This is a genomic window from Bordetella genomosp. 1 (assembly GCF_002261335.1).
In the GTDB taxonomy this organism is placed as follows: Bacteria; Pseudomonadota; Gammaproteobacteria; order Burkholderiales; family Burkholderiaceae_B; genus Bordetella.
Map to the genome: position 1 here is coordinate 1796959 of NZ_NEVL01000003.1, position 24730 is coordinate 1821688.

Genomic DNA, 24730 nt, shown 5'->3' on the forward strand with positions numbered 1-24730 from the left:
CGTTTAAAATCATCAGCTTGCACAACCCATTTCGCATTGCAAAAGCAAATTATCTGCCGTGAAATGCGTGATCGCTGCCGCGCAACATGCGTTTTCGCATGCCGCCACGAGCGTTTCATGATGCGGAAAATGGGCCCCGCTGGCAGGCCCTACAATGCCGTCTGACTCACCCTGACGTACGCCGATTCATGTCGCTTTCGAACGCCCCGCTGGGCCACTCGGTGGCCTACCCCACCGCCTACGATCCCTCGCTGCTGTTCCCGATCCCGCGCGCGGGCAACCGCGCCACGCTCGCGCTGGGCGTGGCGCTGCCGTTTCGCGGCGCGGACATCTGGAATGCCTATGAGCTGTCGTGGCTGGATGCCAAGGGCAAGCCGCGCGTGGCCATGGCCACCTTCGTGATTCCGGCCGACAGCCCCAACATCATCGAATCGAAGTCGTTCAAGCTCTACCTGAACTCCTTCAACCAGGCCCGGCTGCCCAACGCGCAGGCCCTGCGCGACCACCTGGAGCGCGACCTGAGCCAGGCGGCCGGCGCGCCGGTCGCGCTCGACTTCATCCTGCCGCAGCGCTTCGGCGAGCTCGCCATCGGCGAACTCGAGGGCGACTACCTCGACAAGCTCGACGTGGAGATCGACACCTACGAGCCGGCGCCGCAGCTGCTGGCCGTGGCGGGCGACACGGTGGTCGAGGAAACGCTGGCCTCGCGCCTGCTGAAGTCCAATTGCCCGGTCACCGGCCAGCCCGACTGGGCCAGCGTGCAGATCCGCTACCGCGGCCGGCCGCTGGACCGTGCCGCGCTGCTCAAGTACATCGTGTCGTTCCGCCAGCACGCCGAGTTCCACGAGCATTGCGTGGAACGCATCTTCACCGACATCCAGCGCGCCTGCGCGCCCGAATGGCTGACCGTGTATGCGCGCTACACGCGCCGCGGCGGCCTGGACATCAACCCCTGGCGCAGCAACGCGCCGGGCGCGAGCCTGCCGGCGGATCTGCGCATCGCCCGCCAATAAAGACAAACGGCCCCGAAGCGATTCGGGGCCGTTGCACATGCGGGCCGGCCCGCGGCCGGTGCGGCGTCAGGGCGCCGCGCGACGCGCCTGAATGGCGATCCACTGGGCCAGGATGGCGGCCAGCGCGAAGGCGATGCCCGCGCCCACCCACGGGCCGTGGGCCAGGCCGGCGTCGAGCAGCAGGCCGAAGCCCAGCGGGCCCAGGGCCGAGCCCACGTCCATGCCCGAATACACCAGGCCGTAGACCGAGCCGGTGGCGCCCTTGGGCGTCACGCGGCGGATCAGCATGTCACGCGAGGGCGCGGCCACGCCGGAGCAGAACCCCGCCAGCGCCACCACCGCCGGCGCGAACGTGGACGGCACCCAGCCCAGCGCCAGCACCACCAGCGTGAGGCCCGCGAGGATCAGCGCCGCGGTCACGGTGCGCTCGGTGCGCGGCGTGGCCGACACCAGGAAACCGCCCGCGGCCATGCCGACCGCCGAGGCCACCATGTAGCCGGACAGCGCGGAGCTCGCCACCACCTTGGACACGTCGTAGAGCTGCTGCAGCAGCGGGATGGTGTAGTTCTGCACCGAGGACAGCGCCACCGAGGTGCAGGCGAAGAACAGGAACGCGCCCCACAGCGCCGGGCGCGCCAGCAGGTCGCGCAGCGTCTGCAGCGCCGAGCCCGAGGGCGCCGCGGGCCGGGCCTGCGGCGCATCCGCGCGCGCGCCGGCCGGGGCCTCGTCGCCGCCGAGCAGATGCCGGCCCAGCACGGTCAGGAGCAGCACCAGCGCCACCAGCGCGGCCGCGGAGAAGGCCGCCACGCGCCAGTTCGACAGCAGCGTGATGCTGGTGATGAACACTGGCGTGAGCGCCCAGCCCAGGTTGCCGGTCAGGCCATGCAGCGAAAACGCGTGGCCCAGCCGCGCGGGCGAGACGCGATGATTGATGAGCGAATAGTCGGCCGGATGGAAAATCGAGTTGCCCACGCCGCCGATCACGGCGGCCAGCATCAGCATCGCGTAGCCGTTGGCCGAGCCGATCAGGCAGGCCGACAGCACGAAGCAGGCCAGCCCGAACCACAGCACCGGACGCGCGCCGATGCGGTCGACCACGAAGCCCGACGAGGCCTGGCCCACGCCCGACACGACGTAGAACATCGACACGAGCAGGCCCAGGCGGGCGAAGTCCAGGCCGAACTCCTGGCCCAGCGACACGTAGAGGGAAGGCAGCAGCAGCTGGAAGAAATGCGAGCTGGCGTGCGCCACGCCGATGAGCAGGATGGTCTGCCAATCGCGCCGGCGCAGGTCCGGCGAGTCCAGGGGGGCGGTATCGACTGCGGTGTTCATGAAACGGCCTTGCCCCGATGGCCGGGGCGTCTTGGGTGCGGCGCCGTGGGCGCGCGCGGGTTGTCTCCGGAAACCGGCCTGGATGCGGGCGCCGCCCGGGCCGGCCCGCCGGCACGCGCCGGCGGAGGGTGGAGCCGGGTCGGGCCGCGGGCCCGCCTGCTCTCGTATCGGAATGGCTAAAGCGAAGGGGCTGCCCCACGCAGCCCCCGGTTCATGCAATGCGCCGCGTCAGCCCGCTTTTTCGCGGATCGCCGGCCAGGCGCGTTGCAGGTAATACAGCATGGACCAGACGGTGAGCACCGCCGCCACGAGGATCAACCAGTTGCCCACCAGGCGCAGGTCCACCCCGAGCAGCTGCTTGTCGTACAGCAGGCACGGGATCGCGACCATCTGCGCGGCGGTCTTGAACTTGCCGAGGCGGTGCACGGCCACGCTGGCGCTCGCGCCGATCTTGGCCATCCACTCGCGCAGCGCCGAGATGGTGATTTCGCGGCCGATGATGATGAGCGAGATGAACGCATCGACGCGGCTCAGGTCGAGCAGCACGATGAGCGCGGCGCACACCATGAGCTTGTCGGCCACCGGGTCCAGGAAGGCGCCGAACGCCGAGGTCTGGTTCCAGCGGCGGGCCAGCCAGCCGTCGAACCAGTCGGTGAGCGCGGCCACGATGAAGGCCAGCGCCGCCAGGGTGTCGCGCACGGGCGTCGACATCCAGCTTTCCGGCACATAGAACAACCCGACCACCAGCGGAATCATGGCGATCCGCAGCCAGGTCAGGAAAATGGGTACGTTGAATGGCATAGTGCTCGTATGCTACATCAGACCGGCGTCAGCCGGCTGTCATCAGTGCAGGGCGTCGTAGATCCGCCCGGCCAGTTCATCGGAAATGCCGTCCACCGAGGCCAGGTCCTCGATGCTGGCCGCCGTCACCCCGGACAGGCCGCCAAAACGCGCCAGCAGGCGCTGGCGCCGGCGCGCGCCCACGCCCTCGATCTCCTCGAGACGCGACACGGTGCGGGCCTTGGCACGCTTGGCGCGCATGCCGGTGATGGCGAAGCGGTGGGCCTCGTCGCGCACCTGGGCGATCAGCATCAGCGCGGCCGACTCCTTGCCCAGCGCCACCGGCGCCCGGCCGTCGGCGAACACCAGGGTCTCGAGGCCGACCTTGCGCCCCTCCCCCTTGGCCACGCCGACCAGCGCGGAGATGTCCAGGCCCAGCTCGACGAACACCTGGCGCGCCACCTCGACCTGGCCCTTGCCGCCGTCGATCAGCACCAGCCCGGGCATCTCGGCCTCGCCGTCGGCCACCTTGCCGAAGCGGCGCGTCAGCACCTGGCGCATGGCGGCGTAGTCGTCGCCCGGCGTGATGCCGACGATGTTGTAACGGCGGTAGAGCGAGGGCTGCATGTCGTGGTGCACGAACACCACACAGGACGCCTGGGTCGCCTCGCCGGCGGTGTGGCTGATGTCGAAGCACTCGATGCGCAGCGCGTCGAGCGCGTCCTCGTCGGTGTCGAGCTCGAGCGTCTCGGCCAGCGTGCGCGTGCGCGCGGCCTTGGCGCCGGACTCGGTGAGAGCGCGTGCCAGCGCCATCTCGGCATTCTTCTCGGCCTGCTCCAGCCACGAGCGCCGCACGCCCTGCGGCCGCGTCAGCACGCGGGCGCGCACGCCGGTCTGCTCGGCCAGCAGCGTCAAGAGCTCCGGATCGGGCAAGGCATGGGTGCAGACCAGGATCGGCGGCAGCGGGCTCTCGGTGTAGTGCTGGGCCACGAAGGCCTCCAGCACGTTGGCCGGCTCCTCGCCCTCCGCGTGGGCCGGGAAGAACGGCTTGTCGCCCAGGTGCCGCCCGCCGCGCACCATGGCGAGGTTGAGGCAGACCTTGCCGCCCGCGCTCGCCACCGCGATCACGTCGGTATCGTCGCCGCCCGCGTTCTCCATGGTCTGCTGGTGCAGCACGCGCGAGAGCGAGCCCATCTGGTCGCGCAGCGCGGCCGCCTCCTCGAAGCGCAGCTCCTGCGAGGCCAGCAGCATGCGGTTCTCGATCTCGCCCATCACGTCCTGCGCCTCGCCATTGAGAAAGCGCATGGCGCGATTGACGTCGCGTGCGTATTCGTCGGCGGGGATGGCCTCGACACAGGGCGCGGAGCAGCGCCCGATCTGATGCAGCAGACAGGGGCGCGAGCGGTTCGAGAAGACCGTGTCTTCGCAGGTCCGCAGGCGGAACACCTTCTGCAGGATCTGGATGGTTTCGCGCACCGCCCAGGCGTTCGGATAGGGGCCGAAGAACTGGCCGCGCTTGTTGGTGGCGCCGCGGTAATAGGCGATGCGCGGCCAGGCGTGGCCGGTGATCCAGAGATAGGGATACGACTTGTCGTCGCGGAACAGGATGTTGTAGCGCGGGCGCAGGCTCTTGATGAGGTTGTTTTCGAGCAGCAGCGCCTCGGCCTCCGAGCGCGTGATCGTGACCTCGACGCTCGCCACCTTGGCCACCATCTGCGCGATGCGCGGGCTGGCGAGGTTTTTCTGGAAGTAGGAGGAGACGCGCTTCTTCAGGTCGCGCGCCTTCCCCACGTACATCACGTGGCCGTCCGCATCCAGGTGCCGGTATACGCCCGGCAGATGCGGCAGGTCAGCGAGAAACGATTTCAGATTGAATGCTTCGGGCATGCTGGTAACGGGTCTGGGCCTGCAACGCGTCCCAGGAGGGCGCGGCGAACGCGGGCATCAGGCGGCGGATGCGCTCGACCGAGGCGGGCTCGTGCACCACCTTCAGGCGGGCCAGCAGCTCGTCGGCCAGGTCGGGCCGGTTGCACACCAGCACCATGTCGCAGCCGGCATCGAGCGCGGCCTCGGCACGCGCCAGGATGTCGCCGGCCACCGACGCGCCTTCCATGGTCAGGTCATCGGAGAACACCACGCCATCGTAGCGCAGGCGGGTACGCAGGATATCCTGCACCCAGCGGCGCGAGAAGCCGGCCGGGTGTTTGTCGACCTTGGGATAGATCACGTGCGCCGGCATCACCGACGGAATCACGCCATCGCCCAGCCATTCGTAGGGCGCGGCGTCTTCCTTGAGGATGCGCTCGAGCGAGCGCGGGTCGACCGGAATCTCGTGGTGCGAATCCGCGCCGACGAAGCCATGGCCCGGGAAGTGCTTGCCGCAGGCCGTCATGCCGGCCTGGGCCAGGCCCTGCGCCAGCGCGCGCGCCAGCATCGCCACCACGCGCGGATCGCGGTGGAAGGCACGATCGCCGATCACCTTGCTGACGCCGTAATCGAGGTCGAGCACCGGCGTGAAGCTCATGTCCACGCCGCAGGCGCGCAACTCGGCGGCCAGCACGTAGCCGACCTCGGTGGCGGCGCGCATGCCGGCCAGCGGATCGCGATCCCAGACCCGGCCCAGCGCGGCCATCGGCGGCAGCGGCGTGAAGCCGTCTTCGCGGAAACGCTGCACGCGGCCACCCTCGTGGTCGACCGCGATCAGCAGCGGCTCGCCCCGCGCATCGTGGATGCGCTGGGTGAGCTCGGTGAGCTGTGCGCGGCTCTCGAAATTGCGCGCGAACAGGATCACGCCGCCCACCAGCGGATTGCGCAGGCGGGTTTTTTCTTCGCCGGTGAGACGGGTGCCGGCCACGTCGACCATCACCGGGCCCGGCGGCAGATGCTTGTGGGCCTTGCGCGCTTTCGCGTCTTTCCTGGATTTCTTGCCAGCCATGCGGCGAGTCCTTTGAGGGAGTTTTTTCGATACGGGGCCGCGCGCGCTCAGCGCGGGCGGCTTTCGACGATGACGTAGGCGGCCGCCATGTCGATCTCGTCGGTGAGCGAGACGTGGGCGGCGCCGAAGCGCGCGTCGTACCAGTCTTGCAGCTCGGGGCCGATCACGAGCACGGGGCGTCCGCCGGGCGCATTCAGGGTCTGCACGCGCGTCCAGGTCATGGGCATGCGCATGCCCAAGCCGACCGCCTTGGAGAAGGCCTCCTTGACCGCGAATCGCGTGGCCAGGAAGCGCACGCCGCGCATCGGATCGCGGGCGCGGCGCGCGTGGAACTTCTGCAGCTCCTGCTCGCCCAGGATCTTCTCGGCGAAGCGGTCGCCGTGGCGCGCCAGGGCGCGCTCGATGCGGTCGATGCGGATCAGGTCCATGCCGATGCCGGCGATGGCGCCGACGGGCAAGGGGGCGGAAACGGGCGAGACGGAAACGGAGTCGGACATGGCGGCAGACGGGCGGCGGCCGGACGGTGCGCGGCCGCGAGACGGATGATGTCCATCATACGCGAGCCGGCAGGCCACGGTGGTGACCACCGACTACGTGCGTAACGGGGCGGGAGACGCGGCGCGCGCCGCGCGGACACCGGGATACGGAACCGCGGGAAACGCGCGCCAGCATGCGCATGCTTGCAGAAACGCCGGCAAGCGCGCGCTGGCGCAAGCGCCGTCAGACGCGGGCTCAGCGGCCGCGGGCCGCCTCGATCATCAGCGCCTTCATGTCGCGGATGGCCTTTTCCCAGCCGTCGAACACGGCCTGGGCCACGATGGCATGGCCGATGTTGAGCTCGGACAGGCCGGGCAAGGCCGCCACCGGCTTCACGTTGCCGTAATGCAGGCCGTGGCCGGCGTTCACCCGCAGGCCCAGGCCCACGCCCACGGCGATGGCGGCGCGGATGCGTTCGAGCTCGGCCTGGGCGGCGGCGCCCTCGGCCTCGGCGTAGGCGCCGGTGTGCAGCTCGATCACGGGCGCGCCGGCACGGGCCGCGGCCTCGATCTGGCGCGCATCGGGATCGATGAAGAGCGAGACGCGGATGCCGGCCTCGGCCAGCTGGGTCACCGCGTCGGTCACGGCCGCCTCGGCGCCGAGCACGTCGAGCCCGCCCTCGGTGGTGAGCTCGGTGCGCTTCTCGGGCACCAGGCACACGTCGCTGGGCTTGACGCCGCAGGCGATGCCGAGCATCTCGGCGGTGATCGCGCACTCCAGGTTCATGCGCGTGCGCAGCAGCGGCCGGATGGCGTGCACGTCGGCGTCCTGGATGTGGCGGCGGTCTTCGCGCAGGTGCAGCGTGATGAGATCGGCGCCGGCCTCCTCCGCACGCACGGCGGCGGCGACCGGATCGGGGTACTGGGTGTGGCGCTGCTGGCGCAGGGTGGCCACGTGATCGATGTTGACGCCGAGTTCTATCATGGTGATGCGATGACGGCCTTACTGCCGCGAGACGGATTGGGGTTGCACGGGTTGCTGCCCGGGTTCGACCGTGTTTTCCTGCCAGCCGCCGCCCAGTGCCTTGTAGAGCTCGACACGATTGATGAGCGCGGCCAGACCGGTCTGCACCAATGCGATCTGCGCATTGAAGTAATCGACCTGGGCGGTCTGGACCTGGAGGAAGCTGTCGACCCCGCCGGAATAGCGCAGGTTCGAGAGTTCGAGCGTGCGCGCCGACGAGACCTGCAGGCTGCGCTGGGCATCGAGCTGGGCGCCGTAGGTCGCTTCGCCCGCCAGCGCGTCGGAAACTTCCCGGAACGCCTGCTGGATGGTCTGCTCGTATTGCGCCACGCTGATGTTCTGGCGCGCTTTCGCCAGGTTCAGACCCTCGATGATACTGCCGCCCGAGAACAGCGGCATGGTCAGCTGCGGCGAGAAGCTCCAGTAGCCCTGCCCGCCGCGGAACAGCCGGTCGAGATCCGGGCTCGCCACGCCGAGCAGGCCGGTGAGCGAGATGGTCGGGAAGAACGCCGCGCGGGCCGCGCCGATGTTGGCGTTGGCCGAGCGCAGCTGGTTCTCGGCCGCGAGGATGTCGGGACGGCGCTCCAGCATGTCGGAGGGCAGGCCCGCCGGCACCGTGGCCAGGATCTGGTCGCGCCCGAACTCGGCGGGTGCGGGCAGGTCGTCCGGCAACGCCGGCACGCCCACCACCACCAGCAGGGCATTGAGCGACTGCGCGCGCGAACGCGCCAGCGACGCCAGGTCGGCCGAGGCCTGGTCGAGCAGCGCCTTGGACTGGTTCAGGTCCAGCTCGGAGGCGACGCCGCCGTCGAAGCGGGCCTTGGCCAGGTTGTACGACTCCTGGCGCGAGGCCAGCGTCTTGCGGGTCAGGTCGAGCTGGACGTCGGCTGCGCGCAGGTTGAAGTACGACTGCGCCACCGATCCGATCAGCGTGATGTGCACCGAGCGTTGGGCCTGCTCGGTCGAGAGGTATTGCTGGTACGCGGCATCCGAGAGGCTGCGCAGCCGGCCGAACAGATCGATCTCGAAGGTGGTCAGGCCGATGCCGGCCTGGTACGAACTGGAGATCGAGGTGGAATCCGGGCCGCCCACGCGCATGTCCGGCGGCAGGTGCTGGCGCTGGCCCTGCACGCCCACGCCGATGGCGGGCCACTGCGAACCGCGCTGCACGCCGTACTGGGCACGCGCCTCTTCGACGCGTTGCACGGCCACCCGCAGGTCGCGGTTGTTCACCAGCGACAGCTCGATCAGGCGCTGCAGGCGCGGATCGTGGAAAAACTGGCGCCAGCCGATGTCGGCGGCCGGCACCGCGCCGGCCGGCGCGACCGCGGCCGCGGGCTGGGAGCCCAGCTCGGTCGGGCGCGCGTAGGCGCCGTATTGCACCTTGGGCTGGACCGGCCAGTCGGCCTGCACCGGCGACTCGGGGCGCTCGTACTTGGGCGCCAGCGAGCAGCCGGCCAGGGTCGCCACGGCCAAAGCCAGGGCGCTGCGCTTGAACATCAGGGCCATCATTCTTTCTTCTCCTGGCCGCCTTGCGTCGAGTCGGTGCTGCCGGGGGTCGTTGCGCCCGCAGCGTTTTCCTGCGCCGCGCCGCCCTCGCCTGCCTCAGCGCGCTTGGCCGCCTGCTCTTCTTCGAATGCCTTGAGCTCCGCGCCCAGCAGGCGCGGACGCGCCTTGAACAGGCTCATCACCACCACGAAGAACGTCGGCACGAAAATCACCGCGAACGGGGTGGCGGCCAGCATGCCGCCCAGCACGCCGATACCGACGGCGCGCTGGCTGGCGGCGCTGGCGCCGGTGGCAATCGCCAGCGGCACCACGCCCAGGATGAAGGCCAGCGAGGTCATCAGGATCGGGCGGAAGCGCAGGCGCGCCGCCTCGACCGCCGACTCGTACAGGCCCGCGCCGCGGGCGTACTGGTCCTTGGCGAATTCGATGATCAGGATCGCGTTCTTGGCCGCCAGGCCGATCACGGTCACCATCCCCACCTGGAAGTACACGTCGTTGGACATGCCCATCGCCGACACCAGGCCCACCGCGCCCAGCATCCCGAGCGGCACCACCAGCAGGGCCGAGATCGGGATCGCCCAGCTTTCGTACAGCGCGGCCAGCACCATGAACACCACCAGCAGCGCCAGGCCCATCAGGATGGGCGCCTGGTTGCCGGCCAGGCGTTCCTGGTACGACAGGCCGTTCCATTCGAAGCCGAAGCCGCTGGGCAGCTGCGACATGAAGCCCTCCATCTCGGCCATCGCCTCGCCCGAGCTGTAGCCCGGCGCGGCGTCGCCGCTGATGCGCACCGACTCGTAGCTGTTGTAGCGCACCACCTGGGTCGGACCCTGCGTCCACTTGGCCGTGACGAAGGCCGACAGCGGCACCATGCCGCCATCGGCATTGCGGGCGTTCAGGGCCAGCACGTCCTCCATCTGCATGCGGTACTTGGCGTCGGCCTGCACCCAGATGTTCTGCATCCGGCCCATGTTGGGGAACTTGTTCAGGTAGGCCGAGCCGATCGCCGTGGAGATCAGGGTGGCCGCCTCGCCGAAGTCCACGCCCAGCGCCGCCGCCTTGTCGCGGTCGATGTTGAGCGAGAGCTGCGCGCCCGGTCCGAGACCGGTGATGCGCACCTGCGACAGCACCTTGCTCTGCATCGCCAGGCCCATCAGCTGGCCGGTGGCCGCCGCGAGCGCGTCGGTGCCGCCGCCGGCGCGATCCTGCAGGCGGAAGTCGAAGCCGGTGGCGTTACCGAGCGACGAGATCGCCGGCGGCACCACGGTGAAGACCATCGCGTCCTTGATGCCCATGAACAGCGCGCCGAACGCGCCGCCCGCCACCGCCATCGCCGAGTTCTCGGAGCCCTTGCGCTCGGAGAAGTCCTTGAGCGTGGTGAACACCAGCGCCGCGTTCAGGCCGTTGCCGTTGAAGCTGAAGCCCTGCACGGCCACCACGTTCTCGGTGGTGGGCTGACTCTTGAAGTATTGCTCGACCTGTTCGATCACCTCGATCGTGCGGTTGGCCGACGCGCCCGACGGCAGCTCGACGTTGCTGATCACGTAGCCCTGGTCTTCCTCGGGCAGGAACGACGACGGCATGCGCAGGTACAGCCAGCCCAGCAGGATCACCAGCACGGCGAAGATCAGCATCATGCGGCCACCCTTGTGCAGGATGCGCGAGATCCAGTTCTGGTAGCCGTGGGTGGTGGCGTCGAACTTGCGGTTGAACCAGCCGAAGAAGCCCTTCTTCTGCTCGTGATGGCCCTTGGGCACGGGCTTCAGGATGGTGGCGCACAGCGCCGGCGTGAAGCTCAGCGCCAGGAAGGCCGAGAAGAAGATGGACACGGCCATGGCCACGGCGAACTGGCGATAGATCACGCCCACCGAGCCGCTCATGAAGGCCAGCGGCAGGAACACGGTCACCAGCACCAGCGTGATGCCGATGATGGCGCCGCTGATCTGCGGCATGGCCTTGCGCGTGGCCTCCTTGGGCGGCAGGCCCTCGGTCACCATGATGCGCTCGACGTTCTCCACCACCACGATGGCGTCGTCCACCAGGATCCCGATCGCCAGCACCATGGCGAACATGGTCAGCACGTTGATCGAGAATCCGAGCGCCAGCATCACCGCGAACGCGCCCAGCATGGCCACCGGCACCACCAGCGCGGGGATCAGGGTGTAGCGCACGTTCTGCAGGAACAGGAACATCACCAGGAACACCAGCACCATGGCCTCGACCAGGGTGTGCACCACCTTCTCGATCGAGACCTTCACGTAGGGCGCGGTGTCGTACGGAATTTCGTACTTGATGTTGTCCGGGAAGAACTTGGACAGGTTGGCCATCTCCGTGCGGATGCCTTCGGCCGTGGACAGCGCGTTGGCGTCCGGCGACAGCACGATGGCGAAGGCCGCCGTGGGCTGGCCGTTCAGGCGCGCGCCGAACTGGTAGTTGTCGGCGCCCACCTCGATGCGGGCCACGTCGCGCAACAGCACCTTGGAGCCGTCGGGATTGGCGCGCAGCACGATGCTGCCGAAGCCCTCGACCGTGCTGAACTGGCCGTTGGCCGTGACGGTGGCCGTCACGCGCTGGCTGTCCGGATTGGGCGGTGCGCCGATGGCGCCGCCCGAGATCAGGATGTTCTGCTGGCTGATGGCGGTGTTGACCTGCGCCATGCTGAGGTTCAGGCCCACCAGCTTGGCCGGATCGACCCAGATGCGCATGGCGCGCGGCGCCGCGAACAGCTGGAACTGGCCCACGCCGGGCACCCGCGAGATCGGGTTCTTGACGTTGCGGGTGATGTAGTCGGCCAGCGCCGCCTGGTCGAGCGTGCCGTCGGTGGACGACAGCGTGACGAACAGCAGGAAGCCCGCGCTGGTCTGCTCGTATTGCAGGCCCTGCTGCGTGACGGCGGCCGGCAGCTGGGCCGAGACGTTGGACACGCGGTTCTGCACGTCGACCTGCGCGAGGTCGGGATCGGTGCCCGGACGGAACGTGGCGGTGATCTGGGCCTGGCCGTTCGAATCGCTCACCGATTCGTAGTACAGCAGGCCCTTGGCGCCGTTGAGCTCGTCTTCGATGATACTGGTCACCGTCTCGGCGACTTCCTTGGCGGAAGCACCGGGGTAGGTGGCCGTGATCGAGATGGCCGGGGGCGCCACGTCCGGATACTGCGCGACCGGCATGTTGGGCAAGGCCAACACACCCGCGAGCAGGATGAACAGGGCGACAACCCAGGCGAAGATCGGTCTATCGATAAAAAATTGCGGCATGTGGGCGGACTCTGAAAGCGATGCTCACGAAAAGGGAACGGGGCGCCCGCGGGCGCCCCGCGCCGCTTAAGACTTCTGGCCGTTCTGGCCGGCAGGCTCGGCCGGCTTGGCGGGATCCTGCTTGGCGGGATCCTGCTTGGCCGGGGCCTGCTGGCCCGCGGCCGGCTTGGCGCCGGGCTGGCCCTTGGCGTCGGGGGTCCAGGGCGAAGGCTTCACGGGCGCGCCCGGGCGGATCTTCTGGAAGCCGGCCACGATGACCACGTCGCCGGCGCTCAGGCCGCTGGTGATGGTCCACTGGCTGTTGATCACCGAACCGGTGGTCACCGGCACCTGCTGCACCTTGCCTTCCTTGACCAGCATCAGGCTCTGCATGCCGTCGGCGGTGCGTTGCAGCGCCTGCTGGGGCACCAGCAGCGCCTGCTCGTTCACGCCTTCGTCGAGGCGCACGCGCACATACATGCCCGGCAACAGGATGTGGTCGGGATTGGGCACCTCGGCGCGCAGGTTCACCTGGCCGGTGGACGGATCCACGGTGATGCCGGTGAACAGCAGCTTGCCGGGGTGGCCGTAGACGCTGCCGTCTTCCTGCACCACCGACACGCGCGCGGCGTCCGGACCGAGCTTCTGCAGCTGGCCGCTGGCAAACGCCTGGCGCAGGCGCGCCAGATCGGTGGTCGACTGGGTGAAGTCCACGTAGACCGGGTCGAGCTGCTGCACCAGCGCCATCTGCGTGGCGGACGTGCTCTCGACCAGCGCGCCCTCGGTGACCAGCGCCTTGCCGATGCGCCCGTTGATGGGCGAGACCACGTCGGTGTAGCCGAGGTTGATACCGGCAGCGGTCTGCGCGGCCTTGGCGGCCGCCACGGTGGCTTCCGCCTGGCGGTAGGCCGCCACGGCGTTGTCGTTTTCCTGCTTGCTGACGGCATTCGCCTTGACCAGCGGCGCGTAGCGCTCGGCCAGCACCTTGGCCGAATACAGGTCGGCCTGCGCCTGCTTGAGCTGGGCAGTCGCCTGGTCGTAGCTGGCCTGGTATTGCGCCGGATCGATCTTGAAGAGCACCTGCCCTTCCTTCACGTCGCCGCCCTGCTCGAACTGGATCTTCTGGACGATGCCCGTGACCCGGGCGCGGATCTGCGCATCGCGCACCGCGTCCACGCGGCCCGGCAGTTCGGAAATGGTGGAGGCGCGCTGGGGCTGCACCGTGATCACGCTGACTTCGGGGGCGCTGGGCGCCGGTTGTTCTTTCTCGCCGCACCCCGCAAGGGCCAGGGACAACGTTGCGACAATACCCAGGGCCGAGACACGCTTACGCGAAAAACGCATGGATCCCTCACGGAGTGAAAAATCGCGCCATCCCCCACCGCCCCCAAGGGCGAGTGTTATACGGTTGTATGGGGGGGCGTGGAATCCGTTACTGTAGCTGATTTTTTTTAGGTTTTTTTAGATTTCCATTGGGTCTAACCCAAAAAACCCCATATTCGGCGCGGCTCTCCGGCAGCCGCGCACAGATGCCCGCAGCGTGGCGCTCAGGTGCCGGGCCAGCCGTCCCGGCCCGCACGCCACGGCATGGCGAAGCCGCCCGCGCCGACGCCACATTCTTGCGCCTCGCACCCTCCGCGACGACGATCCTGTCGGTGCCGTTGCGGCGCGCCGCGCTACTTCGGGCTTTTCTTGCCGTTGCGTCGATGCACGTCGTGCATCACCACGCTCTGGTCGCGGCCCGGGCGGTCGAGGACGTGGGGCTGGGCCAGGGTGGCGCGTATGTCGGTCAGGCCCGACTGCCAGTGCTCTTCGATGGCGGCGGTGCTGAACTCATAGTCTTTCGACTGCCGCTCGTACTGCTTGGCCTCGTAGATGAGGTTAACGATGTTGACCTCGGGCGTGCAGGCCTGGTCGAGCAGGTCGGCCATGTCGGGCGACTCCAGCCGCTCGGGCGGCACGTGTTCGAGCGCGCGCTGCAGGGCGCGCCGCAGTTTGAGGATGCGCGCGAAGTTGTCGGTCACCACGCGCGTGCGGCTCGAATACTGGATGTCTTTCTGGCGCTCGGCCACCTCGGCCAGCGTGGTGGGCAGGGGCCCGCGCGCCGGCCAGAGATCCACCTGGAAGGCCAGCGTGTCGTGCATCGGATGCGTGGCAAGCACCTGCGACAGCGGCGTGTTCGACACCACGCCGCCATCCCAGTAGAACTCGCCGTCGACCTCCACGGCCGGAAATCCCGGCGGCAGCGCCCCCGAGGCCATGATGTGCTCGACCCGCAGCCGCGTGTTGCGGCTGTCGAAATACGCGAAATTGCCGGTCTTCACGTTGACCGCGCCGAAGCTCACCCGCACGCCGCCCTTGTTGAGCAGCGTGAAGTCCACGTGCTGGCGCAGCGTCTCGGCCAGCGGCGCCGTGTCGTAGAAACTGGTGGACGCCGCGCCGGCATTCTGCAGCAGGTAGGGCGGCGGATAGCGCGGCGTGAAGAAGCCCGGCTGGCCCTGCACCAGCGCATGCGCGGCGGCCAGGTGGCCCGTGAAGGTGGGCAGCTGCGCGCCGAACGGCACCTGGCCGAGCCACTCGGCCCACACGTCGCCCCACGGCAGCGCCGCGAGGCCGGTGGGGCGGCTCACCGCGCGCCAGAAGCTGCGCAGCCGCGCGACGCGCTCGTCGGGCGGCGAGCCCGCGATGATGGCCGCGTTGATCGAACCGATGGAAATGCCGGCGATCCAGCCCGGGTCGATGCCGGCCTCGTGCAGGCCCTCGTAGACGCCGGCCTGGTAGGCGCCGAGCGCCCCGCCGCCCTGCAGCACCAGCGCCACGGTGCGATAGCTGGCGGCCGTGCGTGCCGCCTCGGTGGCGGGCGCTGCCTTGCGCGTCATGGTGTCTTGGGCGCCTGCTGCACCGCGCCGCTGCCGGCACGGAACGGATAGCGGCTGAAGATCTGCGCCACGGTCGCATCGACCTGCTCGGGCGACGCGGCCTTGGCCGGATCGCGCAGCTCGCCGGTGGCCACGCCCTCCCACACCAGCTGCTTGCGGCGGGCATCGACCAGATCGACGTTGAGCGTGCCTTCGGTGTACTGGATCACGTCGTCGCCCCAGCCGTAGCCCGGCCATGCGCCGTAGAAGCCCGCGCGATAGCCGTAGTAGCCGACGGGCGCCGGCGCGGCCGGGATCACGTCGGTTTTCTGTTGTTGCTTGGCGGAGAAGTTGATCAGCAGGTCGGGCGCATCGGGACGATAGGTGTAGCCTCGCATCTCCATCTGCGCCGTGGTGGCGGCCTTCAGGCGCTGCGTGAGCAGGCCCGCATAGCCGGCGCGGTCGGTGCCGAGCGGCTGCATGAAGCCGAAGGTGCGGTAGCCGGAAAAATCCGCCTGGTGATCGTAGTCGCTGTGCACCACCGGCCCGCTGGCGCAGCCGGCCAGCGTGGCCGCCAGCAGCATCGCGCCCAACGCGCGCCGCGCCGGGAAACGGGGCGACACGCCCGGGTTGGCTCGCTCGATCGACATACGTGCAGTCTGCATGGCCGTGCCTCCGTTGAAAGCGCTCCCGCCATCATGCCCCGGGCGTCGCGCCCGTGCAATAGAATCGGTGCCAGTCCCCCTGCCCCGGAAGATGCCGATGTCCGCCCCCGCCGATCCCGCCCCGCCCCAGCCCCCGCTCGAACTCACCGGTTCGATCTGGCTGCGTGCCGGCGAGCAGAACTGGGGCGGCGCGCAGCGCATCGAGCTGCTGGCCCAGATCGACCTGACCGGCTCGATCACCGCCGCGGCAAAGGCCGCCGGCCTGAGCTACAAGGGCGCCTGGGACGCCATCGACACCATGAACAACCTGGCCGGCGAGCCGCTGGTGCTGCGCGCCACCGGCGGCAAGGGCGGCGGCGGCGCGCGCCTGACCGGGCGCGCGCGCCAGCTCATCACCACCTTCCGCGCGCTGGCCGCTGCCCACCAGCGCTTCATGCAACAACTGGCCGAGCAGGGGGTGTCCCCCGCCGGCGACATCGATCTGGTGAAACGCCTGATGTTCAAGACGAGCGCGCGCAACCGCCTGCTGGGCACCGTGGCCCGGGTCCGCACCGGCAGCGTCAACGATGAGATCGAGCTGCGCATCGCGGGCGATCATCGCGTGGTGGCCACCATCACGCGTGCGAGCACCGAGGAGCTGGCGCTCGCGCCGGGCAGGTCGGTGATCGCGCTGATCAAGGCGCCCGCCGTGATGTTGGCCGTGCCGCATCCCGGCCTGCGCCTGTCGGCGGAGAACCAGATCGAAGGGCGGATCGCGCTGCTGCGCGCAGGCGCCGTCAATGACGAGGTGGTGATCGACGTGCCGGGCGGCGCCACCCTGGTGGCGGTCGTCACGCGCGAAAGCACGCAGGCCATGGGCCTGGCCGAGGGCGATGCCGTGCTGGCCTGCTTCAGTGCCTCGGCAGTGATCCTCGGCGTGGTCGACTGAGCGGAGCGGCGCCGGGCCCGGCCTCAGACGCCGGACGCCTCGCGCTCGCCCACCACCCTGCCGTCGCGCAGGTCGAACACCGCCTCGCCCAGCGCCTGCACGTCGGCGGGATCGTGCGTGATCAGCATCATCGGCACGTCCAGGCTTTCCTGCAGCGCGCGCAGATCGGCCCGCATCTTCTGGCGCAGCGTCGCGTCGAGCGCGGAAAACGGTTCATCGAGCAGCAGCAGCTCGGGCCGGGCGCTGAGCGCGCGCGCCAGCGCCACGCGCTGGCGCTGGCCGCCCGAGATCTCGGCCGGATAGCTCTGCAGCACCGGCTCGAGCTCGAAGGCCTCGACCCAGCGGCGCGCCGCCGGCGGCACCGCGCGCCGGCCCGGATTGAACCAGCCCGACTTCAGGCCGAAGGCGATGTTCTGCGCCACGGTGAGATGGGGAAACAGCGCGTAATCCTGGAACAGATACGCCACCCGGCGCGCCTGCGGCGCCACCCAGACATGGCGCTCGGCGTCGAACAGCAGATGGCCGTTGACCTCGATGCGGCCGGCATCCGGGCGCATCAGCCCGGCCACCGCGCGCAGCGTCTGGCTCTTGCCCGCGCCCGAAGGGCCGAACAGCACCACGCGGCGCGCGTCGGTGCGCAGGCGCACGTCGAGCTCGAAGCGGCGCTCGCCCGACACCAGCGTCTTGCGCACGTCGATGGCGATGGTCATGTGATGCTCCGGGCGTTGCGGCGCGCGTTCGCCGGCACGAGACGTTGCGCGAGCAACAATGCCGCGACGCAGACCACCGAGGTGATCAGCACCAGCACGTTCGCGGTGCGGTCGTCGCCCGCCTGCACCGCCTCGTAGATCGCGATCGACAGCGTCTGCGTGCGCCCGGGCAGGTTGCCCGCGATCATGAGCGTGGCGCCGAACTCGCCCAGCGCGCGTGCGAAGGCGAGCAGCACGCCGGCGATGATGCCGCGCGACGCCAGCGGCAGCGTCACGCGGAAGAAGATGGCGCTGTCGCGCACGCCCAGCACGCGGGCCGCGGCCGGCAACTGCGGATCCACGTCCTCGAAGGCCGCGCGCGCGGCCTTGAGCACCAGCGGAAACGCGACCACGGCGGCGGCGATCACCGCGCCCTGCCAGGTGAACACCAGCTCGATGCCCCAGCCGGCCAGCGTCTCGCCCAGCACGCCGCGGCGCCCGAGCAGCACCAGCAGGTAGTAGCCCAGCACCGTGGGCGGCAACACCATCGGCAGCGTGAGGATCGCGTCGACCAGGTCGCGCAGCGGCGAACGCCAGCGCGACAGCCCGTAGGCCGCGGCCACGCCGCCCACCGTCGCCAGCAAGGTCGCCCACAGCGCGACCTTGAGCGACAGCAGCAGCGGCACCCATACCGGGTCAGTCATGCGGACTCCTGCCGGAGGGGCGCGTCACCGCTCAAGGCTTGGAGAAGCCGAAGCGCTTGAGGATGGCCTGGCCCTTGTCGGAACGCACGTAGTCGATGAAGGCCTGCGCGTCCTTGGCCGAGGCCTCGCGGGTGGTGCGGGCGATCGGATAGGTGATGGCCTGCGGCGTCGGCACGTCGGCCACCACCCGCACCTTCTCGGGCATCACGGCCGCATCGGTGGCGAACACGAAGCCGGCGTCCACCTCGCCGCGCGCCACGTAGTCCAGGCTCTGGCGCACGTTCTGCGCCAGCACGCCCTTGGCCGAGACGGCGTCCCAGAGATTCTGCTGCCTGAGCGCGCCCTCGGTGTAGCGACCCACCGGCACCGAGGCGGGATTGCCATAGGCCACGCGCTTGACCGCGTCGCTGGCGAGATCCTGCGTGCTGGTCACGATGGCCGACACGCCGACCGGCGCGATCAGCACCAGCTTGTTGGCGGCGAAATCGACGCGGGTGGCGGGCAGCACGGCCTTGCTGGCGACGGCGCGGTCCATCGCGGCCTGGTCGGCCGAGGCATACACGTCGGCCGGCGCGCCCTGCTCGATCTGGCGCAGCAGCACGTCGGAGGCGGCGAAGTTGAACGTCAGCCGGGTGCCGGGATGGTCGGCTTCGTACGCGGTGCCGACGGCGCGGAACGCGTTGGTGAGCGAGGCCGCGGCCGACACCACCAGCTCGGCCGCCATCGCGGACGAGGAATAAACACCGGCGAGCACGGCCGCCAGCACGATCCTGTTGCGCATCTTCATCCTGTTCTCCTGTGCGGCGCGGGCCCTGTGCCGGGCCGATGGCGGACGCATCGAAGCGAAATATACATAGGTACATAACGCTCGTCAAAAAGCCGTCCGCCCATGAAAAACGCCGCCCGGTCGGGGCGGCGTCGTTGCGGCGGGGCCGGGCTGCGCTCAGCCGAGCAGCAGCGCGTCGTCGGCGAGCTTCTCGCCGCGGACGCGCTCGAACATCGCGAGCAGGTCCGGCACGTCCATGCCGCGGCGCTCCTCGCCGGACACGTCGAGCACCACCTGGCCCTGGTGCAGCATCACCGTGCGGTCGCCCACGTCGAGCGCCTGGCGCATGCTGTGCGTCACCATCATGGTGGTGAGCTGGTTCTCGGCCACGATGCGGGCCGTGAGCTGCAGCACGAAGTCGGCCGTGCGCGGGTCGAGCGCGGCGGTGTGCTCGTCGAGCAGCAGGATGCGCGAGGGCTGCAGCGCCGCCATCAGCAGGCTGACCGCCTGGCGCTGACCGCCGGAAAGCAGACCGATCCGGTCGGACAGGCGATTCTCCAGGCCCAGGCCCAGCGTGGCGAGGCGCTCGCGGAAGCCGTCGCGCATCGAGGCCTTGACCGCGCGCGACAGGCCGCGGCGGCCGCCGCGCATCTGCGCCAGCGCCATGTTTTCCTCGATGGTGAGGTCTTCGCAGGTGCCGGCCATCGGGTCCTGGAACACGCGGGCCACGCGCCCGGCGCGGGACCAGACCGGCTGGCGCGTCACGTCGGCCTCGTTGATCAGGATCTGGCCCGAGTCGATGGGCAGGTCGCCCGACACCGCGTTGAGGAAGGTGGACTTGCCGGCGCCGTTGGAGCCGATCACGGTCACGAACTGACCGGTGGGGATCTCCAGCGACAGGCCGCGCAGCGCGCGGGTCTCGATCGGCGTGCCGGCGTTGAAGGTAATGAACAGATCGCGTGCGCACAACATATCAGCGCCCCTTCTTGCCGAACAAACGGCGCTTGAGCATGGGAATGACCAGCGCGATGGTCACCAGGACCGCGGTCACGAGGTTCAGGTCCTGGGCCTTCAGGCCGATGAAGTCGCTGTTGAGGGCCAGCGCGATGAAGAAGCGATAGACGATGGCGCCGAGGATGACGGCCAGCGTCGCCATGACCAGCTTGCGCGAAGGCAGGATGCTTTCGCCCACGATCACCGCCGCCAGGCCGATCACGATGGTGCCGATGCCCATGGAGATGTCGGCGCCGCCCTGCGTCTGCGCGAACAGCGCGCCGGCCAGCGCGACCAGCGCGTTCGACAGCGCCATGCCCGCCAGGATCATGCCGCCGGTGTTCACGCCCTGCGCGCGCGCCATGCGGCCGTTGGAACCGGTGGCGCGCATCGCCAGGCCGGTCTGGGTGGCGAAGAACCAGTCGAGCGCGAACTTGGCGATCAGCACCACCAGCAGCAGCAACAGCGGGCGCGCCTCGTAGTCGGACAGCCAGGAGGGCTGCAGGATGGTGAACACGGTGGGCTCGGTGATCAGCGGCACGTTGGGCTTGCCCATGATGCGCAGGTTGATCGAGTAGAGCGCGATCATCATCAGGATGCTGGCCAGCAGATCCATGATCTTGAGCCGCACGTTGAGCCAGCCCGTGACCAGGCCGGCACAGGCGCCGGCCGCGGTGGCGACCAGGGTGGACGTGAAGGGATCGTAGCCGGCGGCGATCAGCGTGGCCGCGACCGCGCCGCCCAACGGAAAGCTGCCGTCGACGGTGAGGTCGGGAAATCGCAGCAGACGGAACGAGATCAGCACGCCCAGCGCCACCAGGCTGAAGATCAGGCCGATCTCCAGGGCGCCCAACAGTGAAAACAATGACATTTAATCAATCCGGTCAGGGGCAGGAACCGGCATGCTATCGAAAGCCGGCCAGCCGATTCTTGCGTTCGGGCATCGGTAATACCCGAGGTTTCGAAACGAATATTTCGCATCCCGCCGTTTTTTGGCGGATCGGGATCGTCCGTGGACGCGCTGCCGAATGGGCGACGCGCGAATGCAAAAATGCCCCGCGCCAGGGTTGCTCCTGGGGGCGGGGCATCGGGCGATGCCGTGATTATTTCACGATCTGCGCGGCCTGCTTGACCAGCGTGTCGGGCAGCTTCACGCCCTGCTTCTCGGCCGCGCCCGGGTTCACGAACAGCTCGAGCTTGGAGCTGGTTTCGGAGGGGATCGCGCCGGGCTTCTCGCCCTTCAGGATGCGGCCGACCATCTTGCCGGTCTGGATGCCGAGATCGCGGTAGTTGATGCCCAGCGCGGCGATGGCGCCGCGCTTGACGCTGTCGGTGTCGGAGGCGACCAGCGGGATCTTGGCGTCGTTGCCGACCTTGACCAGGGCCTCGTAGGCCGACACGACGTTGTTGTCGGTGTTGGTGTAGATCACGTCGACCTTGCCGATCAGGCTGCGCGCGGCCGAGGCCACGTCGACAGTGCGCGGCGCGGCGGCCTCGACCAGGGTCATGCCGGCCTTGGGCAGCAGCTCCTGCAGCTGCTTGACCACCACCACCGAGTTGGCTTCGCCGGGGTTGTAGACCATGCCGACGCGCTTGGCTTCGGGCACGACCTTCTTGATCAGGTCGATCTGCTTGTCGAGCGCGAGCAGGTCGGACACGCCGGTGACGTTGGTGCTGGAGGCTTCCATCGCGGGCACCAGCTGGGCGGCGACCGGATCGGTGACGGCGGAATAGACCACCGGCACGGTCTTGGTGGAGGCGACCACGGCCTGGGCCGAGGGCGTGGCGATCGCGACGATGGCGTCGGGCTTGTCGCCCACGAACTTGCGGGCGATCTGCGCGGCGGTGCCGGTGTTGCCCTGCGCGCTCTGGTATTGCCACTTCAGGTTCTTGCCTTCCTCGAAGCCGGATTGCTTCAGGCCTTCCTTGACGCCGTCACGCACGGCATCCAGCGCGGGATGCTCGACGATGGCGGTCACGGCCACCGACTTCTGCTGCGCGAAGGCCGGCGTGGCTTGTACGGCCATTGCCAGCGCCAGCGCGCCCACCGTCAGAAAATGTTTTTTTCCGATCAGCATAGATAAGCTCCTTACACCCTGTGTTTGATTATTCTCTCGCGGCGCCCGTGGCCACGAAAGCGCGTAGTCTAACGTGTCGATACCAGGGCCGCGGCGCGGGAAATCCCTGAAGCCGACACCTGCCGGTAAGCGGGAAAGGTGTAGTCTACCGTCCATGGTCCGCTGCATTGCAGCATCGCACGCGGACCGCCGCCGCACACGCGCCACCGCCGCGCCGGGCCCCGCCCGCGCACACGTCACGCCAAGGATCTCATCATGCAGAAACGCGCTCTGGGCCGCTCCGGCCTGTCGATTCCTCCCATCGCCTTCGGCGGCAACGTGTTCGGCTGGACGGTCGACGCGGCCACCTCGTTCTCGCTGCTCGACGCGCTGGTCGACGCCGGACTGAACTTCATCGACACGGCCGACGTGTACTCGCGCTGGGCGCAGGGCAACCAGGGCGGCGAATCGGAAACCATCATCGGCCAGTGGCTCAAGAAGACGGGCAAGCGCGACCAGGTGTTGATCGCGACCAAGGTCGGCATGGAAATGGGCCCGGGCAAGGTCGGCCTCAAACCGGACTACATTCGCCAGTCGGTTGAAGACTCCCTGAAGCGCCTTCAGACCGATCACATCGATCTGTACCAGACCCACAAAGACGATCCCGACACGCCGCTGGCCGACACGCTGGAGGCGTTCGCCGACCTGATCGCGGCGGGCAAGGTGCGCGCCATCGGCGCCTCCAACTACTCGGCCGCCCGGCTCAACGAGGCGCTGATCACCAGCGAACGCCTCGGCCTGCCGCGCTACGAAAGCATCCAGCCCGAATACAACCTCTACACGCGCGAGCCCTTCGAGTCGGGCCTGCAGGAGCTGGTCGTGACCCAGCAGCTCGGCACGATCAACTACTACGCGCTGGCCAGCGGCTTTCTGTCGGGCAAGTACCGCAGCGCCGCCGACGCCGGCCAGAGCGTGCGCGGCAAGAAGATCGTGGAGCAGTACCTGGACGAGCGCGGCCTGCGCATCCTGAAGGCGCTCGACGAGGTCGCCGAAAACGCGCGCGCCAAGCCGGCGCAGGTGGCGCTGGCCTGGCAACTGGCGCAGCCCGGCATCACCGCGCCGATCGCCAGCGCCACCTCGCTGGCGCAGCTCGACGACCTGGCCGGCGCCGCCCGCCTCGCCTTGTCGCGCGACGACCTGGTGCGCCTGAGCGCGGCCAGCGCCTGGTGCTGACCGACGGGTGCTGACTGGCGGGAGCTGATCGGCAGGAGCTGACCGGCAGGAGCTGACTGCCGGGTGCTGACTGCCGGGTGACGCGCGGCCGGCGGCCGCGCTGAAGCGGATCAGACAACGGGCGCGCACGGCGCCCGTTGCGCATGCCGGCGCGAAGCAGACGCCGGCCAATGCCTTGGCTGGATGTTATGTTATATCATTACATTCAAGCGGCGCCGCTCCGGTGCGCCCGCGCCCGATCCGGAAGTCCCCATGCCCCTCGCCCCCACCCACCGCCTGCCCGTCACGGTCCTGTCCGGCTTTCTCGGCGCCGGCAAGACCACGCTGCTCAATCACATCCTGACCAACCGCGAAGGCCGCCGCGTGGCGGTGATCGTCAACGACATGTCGGAGATCAACATCGACGCGGCGCTGGTGCGCGACGGCGGCGCCGCCCTCTCCCGCACCGACGAAAAGCTGGTGGAGATGAGCAACGGCTGTATCTGCTGCACCCTGCGCGAAGACCTGCTGGTGGAGGTGCAGCGGCTCGCCGCCGAAGGCCGCTTCGATCAGCTGGTGATCGAATCCACCGGCATTTCCGAGCCGCTGCCGGTCGCCGAGACCTTCACCTTCGAGGGCGAGGACGGCCTGTGCCTGGGCGACGTGGCCCGGCTCGACACCATGGTGACGGTGGTCGACGCGGCCAATTTCCTGCGCGACTACGGCTCGCGCGACCGCCTGGCCGAACGCGGCGAATCGCTGGGCGAGGAAGACACGCGCACCGTGGTGGACCTGCTGATCGAGCAGGTCGAGTTCTGTGACGTGATCGTGCTGAACAAGGCCGACCTGATCGACCTGGCCGAGCTGCATCGGCTGCACGGCATCCTGTCGCGCCTGAATCCGCGCGCCCGCATCGAGATCGCGGAGTTCGGCCAGGTGCCGCTCGACCGCGTGCTCCAGACCGGTTTGTTCGACTTCGAGCAGGCGGCGCAGGCCCCGGGCTGGCTGCGCGAACTGCGCGGCGAGCACACGCCGGAGACCGAGGAATACGGCATCCGCAGCTTCGTCTACCAGGCGCGGCGGCCGTTCCATCCGCAGCGCTTTCACGACTGGGTGGCGCGCGAGTGGCCGGGCGTGGTGCGGTCCAAGGGCTTTTTCTGGCTCGCCAGCCACCCGGCCCTGGCCGGCAACTGGTCGCAGGCCGGCGCGGTGGCGCGCCACGGCGTGGCCGGCCATTGGTGGGCGGCGATCCCGCCCGAACACTGGCCCGACGATGCCGAGGCCGTGGCCCGCATCCGCGCGCGCTGGGACGAGCGGGTCGGCGATGCGCGCCAGGAGCTGGTGCTGATCGGCATCGACATGGACGAGCCCGCGCTGCGCGCCCGGCTCGATGCCTGTCTGCTCGACGACCGCGAGATGGCGCAGGGCCCGCAGGCCTGGATGCGCTGGCCCAATCCCTTTCCCGACTGGCCCGCGCAGGACCTCGCCGATCTGGCGCCCTGATGTGCGGACGGGGCGCCGAGGCGCCCCGTCGAACTGGCCGCAGCCCCGCGGCC

Annotated in this window: 21 protein-coding genes; 4 read left to right on the top strand and 17 right to left on the bottom strand. The window is 69.2% G+C overall.

The window, feature by feature from the left end; all coding sequences use genetic code 11:
• Positions 1-188 precede the first annotated feature (188 nt).
• Entirely contained in the window at positions 189-1013 is an 825-nt protein-coding gene (gene queF / locus CEG14_RS16575; protein ID WP_094827394.1) for an NADPH-dependent 7-cyano-7-deazaguanine reductase QueF, read from the top strand.
• 66 nt (positions 1014-1079) lie between these two features.
• On the opposite strand, the gene CEG14_RS16580 is transcribed toward queF, so the two are convergent.
• From CEG14_RS16580 to CEG14_RS16630, 11 genes are all read right to left on the bottom strand, one after another.
• Positions 1080-2345, bottom strand: coding sequence for an MFS transporter (locus CEG14_RS16580; RefSeq protein ID WP_094827395.1), 1266 nt, complete (start codon positions 2343-2345; stop codon positions 1080-1082).
• Between the two features lie 228 nt (positions 2346-2573).
• Positions 2574-3146 (bottom strand): CDP-diacylglycerol--glycerol-3-phosphate 3-phosphatidyltransferase, encoded by a 573-nt coding sequence (pgsA, locus tag CEG14_RS16585; protein WP_094827396.1) that lies wholly within the window; start codon positions 3144-3146, stop codon positions 2574-2576.
• 42 nt (positions 3147-3188) lie between these two features.
• Entirely contained in the window at positions 3189-5012 is a 1824-nt protein-coding gene (gene uvrC / locus CEG14_RS16590; RefSeq protein ID WP_094827397.1) for an excinuclease ABC subunit UvrC, read from the bottom strand.
• Positions 4975-6060: a beta-N-acetylhexosaminidase gene (gene nagZ, locus CEG14_RS16595; RefSeq protein WP_094827398.1), complete on the bottom strand. Its 1086-nt coding sequence runs from the start codon at positions 6058-6060 to the stop codon at positions 4975-4977. The genes uvrC and nagZ overlap by 38 nt, the downstream gene beginning before the upstream one ends.
• A gap of 47 nt (positions 6061-6107) precedes the next feature.
• Complete coding sequence (gene acpS / locus CEG14_RS16600; RefSeq protein ID WP_094827399.1) at positions 6108-6557, bottom strand: holo-ACP synthase; 450 nt, start codon at positions 6555-6557, stop codon at positions 6108-6110.
• A gap of 235 nt (positions 6558-6792) precedes the next feature.
• Positions 6793-7521 (bottom strand): pyridoxine 5'-phosphate synthase, encoded by a 729-nt coding sequence (gene pdxJ, locus CEG14_RS16605; RefSeq protein ID WP_094827400.1) that lies wholly within the window; start codon positions 7519-7521, stop codon positions 6793-6795.
• Positions 7522-7539: 18 nt separating this feature from the next.
• Positions 7540-9072: an efflux transporter outer membrane subunit gene (locus tag CEG14_RS16610; protein WP_094827401.1), complete on the bottom strand. Its 1533-nt coding sequence runs from the start codon at positions 9070-9072 to the stop codon at positions 7540-7542.
• The gene (locus CEG14_RS16615; protein ID WP_094827402.1) at positions 9069-12323 is read right to left on the bottom strand and encodes an efflux RND transporter permease subunit; all 3255 of its coding nucleotides are present in this window, start codon (positions 12321-12323) and stop codon (positions 9069-9071) included. Before CEG14_RS16615 ends, CEG14_RS16610 begins: the two co-directional genes overlap by 4 nt.
• Positions 12324-12389: 66 nt before the next feature.
• Positions 12390-13646, bottom strand: coding sequence for an efflux RND transporter periplasmic adaptor subunit (locus CEG14_RS16620; protein ID WP_094827403.1), 1257 nt, complete (start codon positions 13644-13646; stop codon positions 12390-12392).
• A gap of 332 nt (positions 13647-13978) precedes the next feature.
• Positions 13979-15181, bottom strand: coding sequence for a DUF3734 domain-containing protein (locus CEG14_RS16625; protein ID WP_094827404.1), 1203 nt, complete (start codon positions 15179-15181; stop codon positions 13979-13981).
• The gene (locus tag CEG14_RS16630) at positions 15178-15744 is read right to left on the bottom strand and encodes a DUF4136 domain-containing protein (protein WP_094827595.1); all 567 of its coding nucleotides are present in this window, start codon (positions 15742-15744) and stop codon (positions 15178-15180) included. Before CEG14_RS16630 ends, CEG14_RS16625 begins: the two co-directional genes overlap by 4 nt.
• A 178-nt stretch (positions 15745-15922) precedes the next feature.
• On the opposite strand from CEG14_RS16630, the gene CEG14_RS16635 reads away from it, so the two are divergent.
• Entirely contained in the window at positions 15923-16753 is an 831-nt protein-coding gene (locus CEG14_RS16635; protein WP_094827405.1) for a TOBE domain-containing protein, read from the top strand.
• A 23-nt stretch (positions 16754-16776) separates the two neighbouring features.
• Here the strand turns inward: CEG14_RS16635 and CEG14_RS16640 are convergent, their stop codons facing one another.
• The 6 genes from CEG14_RS16640 to CEG14_RS16665 form a co-directional block, all read right to left on the bottom strand.
• On the bottom strand, positions 16777-17463 hold the full coding sequence (locus tag CEG14_RS16640; RefSeq protein WP_094827406.1) for an ATP-binding cassette domain-containing protein: 687 nt from the start codon (positions 17461-17463) through the stop codon (positions 16777-16779).
• Positions 17460-18146, bottom strand: coding sequence for a molybdate ABC transporter permease subunit (gene modB / locus CEG14_RS16645; protein ID WP_094827407.1), 687 nt, complete (start codon positions 18144-18146; stop codon positions 17460-17462). Before modB ends, CEG14_RS16640 begins: the two co-directional genes overlap by 4 nt.
• A 31-nt stretch (positions 18147-18177) precedes the next feature.
• Positions 18178-18933: a molybdate ABC transporter substrate-binding protein gene (modA, locus tag CEG14_RS16650; RefSeq protein ID WP_094827408.1), complete on the bottom strand. Its 756-nt coding sequence runs from the start codon at positions 18931-18933 to the stop codon at positions 18178-18180.
• A 156-nt stretch (positions 18934-19089) separates the two neighbouring features.
• Positions 19090-19884: an ABC transporter ATP-binding protein gene (locus CEG14_RS16655; RefSeq protein WP_094827409.1), complete on the bottom strand. Its 795-nt coding sequence runs from the start codon at positions 19882-19884 to the stop codon at positions 19090-19092.
• A 1-nt stretch (position 19885) separates the two neighbouring features.
• Positions 19886-20776 carry an ABC transporter permease gene (locus tag CEG14_RS16660; protein ID WP_094827410.1) on the bottom strand — a complete coding sequence of 297 codons (891 nt, stop codon included), beginning with the start codon at positions 20774-20776 and terminating at the stop codon, positions 19886-19888.
• 232 nt (positions 20777-21008) lie between these two features.
• A complete protein-coding gene (locus CEG14_RS16665; RefSeq protein ID WP_094827411.1) occupies positions 21009-21983 on the bottom strand; it encodes an ABC transporter substrate-binding protein in 975 nt (324 codons plus the stop codon).
• A gap of 255 nt (positions 21984-22238) precedes the next feature.
• Between CEG14_RS16665 and CEG14_RS16670 the strand changes: the two genes are divergently transcribed.
• Together CEG14_RS16670 and zigA are read left to right on the top strand one after the other, a co-directional pair.
• Positions 22239-23195, top strand: a complete 957-nt coding sequence (locus CEG14_RS16670) for an aldo/keto reductase (protein ID WP_094827412.1) — start codon at positions 22239-22241, stop codon at positions 23193-23195.
• Positions 23196-23447: 252 nt separating this feature from the next.
• Complete coding sequence (gene zigA, locus CEG14_RS16675; RefSeq protein WP_094827413.1) at positions 23448-24677, top strand: zinc metallochaperone GTPase ZigA; 1230 nt, start codon at positions 23448-23450, stop codon at positions 24675-24677.
• Positions 24678-24730: the final 53 nt, after the last annotated feature.

What these genes read in the sequence shown, in the direction of transcription:
- CEG14_RS16615 (WP_094827402.1), bottom strand. Translation starts at nt 12,323, where the DNA reads ATGCCGCAATTTTTTATCGATAGACCGATCTTCGCCTGGGTTGTCGCC.
- pgsA (WP_094827396.1), bottom strand. Translation starts at nt 3,146, where the DNA reads ATGCCATTCAACGTACCCATTTTCCTGACCTGGCTGCGGATCGCCATG.
- CEG14_RS16630 (WP_094827595.1), bottom strand. Translation starts at nt 15,744, where the DNA reads ATGCTGCTGGCGGCCACGCTGGCCGGCTGCGCCAGCGGGCCGGTGGTG.
- CEG14_RS16620 (WP_094827403.1), bottom strand. Translation starts at nt 13,646, where the DNA reads ATGCGTTTTTCGCGTAAGCGTGTCTCGGCCCTGGGTATTGTCGCAACG.
- CEG14_RS16655 (WP_094827409.1), bottom strand. Translation starts at nt 19,884, where the DNA reads ATGTTGTGCGCACGCGATCTGTTCATTACCTTCAACGCCGGCACGCCG.
- zigA (WP_094827413.1), top strand. Translation starts at nt 23,448, where the DNA reads ATGCCCCTCGCCCCCACCCACCGCCTGCCCGTCACGGTCCTGTCCGGC.
- modA (WP_094827408.1), bottom strand. Translation starts at nt 18,933, where the DNA reads ATGAAGATGCGCAACAGGATCGTGCTGGCGGCCGTGCTCGCCGGTGTT.
- CEG14_RS16640 (WP_094827406.1), bottom strand. Translation starts at nt 17,463, where the DNA reads ATGACCATCGCCATCGACGTGCGCAAGACGCTGGTGTCGGGCGAGCGC.
- CEG14_RS16635 (WP_094827405.1), top strand. Translation starts at nt 15,923, where the DNA reads ATGTCCGCCCCCGCCGATCCCGCCCCGCCCCAGCCCCCGCTCGAACTC.
- CEG14_RS16580 (WP_094827395.1), bottom strand. Translation starts at nt 2,345, where the DNA reads ATGAACACCGCAGTCGATACCGCCCCCCTGGACTCGCCGGACCTGCGC.
- CEG14_RS16665 (WP_094827411.1), bottom strand. Translation starts at nt 21,983, where the DNA reads ATGCTGATCGGAAAAAAACATTTTCTGACGGTGGGCGCGCTGGCGCTG.
- queF (WP_094827394.1), top strand. Translation starts at nt 189, where the DNA reads ATGTCGCTTTCGAACGCCCCGCTGGGCCACTCGGTGGCCTACCCCACC.
- uvrC (WP_094827397.1), bottom strand. Translation starts at nt 5,012, where the DNA reads ATGCCCGAAGCATTCAATCTGAAATCGTTTCTCGCTGACCTGCCGCAT.
- CEG14_RS16670 (WP_094827412.1), top strand. Translation starts at nt 22,239, where the DNA reads ATGCAGAAACGCGCTCTGGGCCGCTCCGGCCTGTCGATTCCTCCCATC.
- CEG14_RS16610 (WP_094827401.1), bottom strand. Translation starts at nt 9,072, where the DNA reads ATGATGGCCCTGATGTTCAAGCGCAGCGCCCTGGCTTTGGCCGTGGCG.
- pdxJ (WP_094827400.1), bottom strand. Translation starts at nt 7,521, where the DNA reads ATGATAGAACTCGGCGTCAACATCGATCACGTGGCCACCCTGCGCCAG.
- CEG14_RS16625 (WP_094827404.1), bottom strand. Translation starts at nt 15,181, where the DNA reads ATGACGCGCAAGGCAGCGCCCGCCACCGAGGCGGCACGCACGGCCGCC.
- nagZ (WP_094827398.1), bottom strand. Translation starts at nt 6,060, where the DNA reads ATGGCTGGCAAGAAATCCAGGAAAGACGCGAAAGCGCGCAAGGCCCAC.
- CEG14_RS16660 (WP_094827410.1), bottom strand. Translation starts at nt 20,776, where the DNA reads ATGTCATTGTTTTCACTGTTGGGCGCCCTGGAGATCGGCCTGATCTTC.
- modB (WP_094827407.1), bottom strand. Translation starts at nt 18,146, where the DNA reads ATGACTGACCCGGTATGGGTGCCGCTGCTGCTGTCGCTCAAGGTCGCG.
- acpS (WP_094827399.1), bottom strand. Translation starts at nt 6,557, where the DNA reads ATGTCCGACTCCGTTTCCGTCTCGCCCGTTTCCGCCCCCTTGCCCGTC.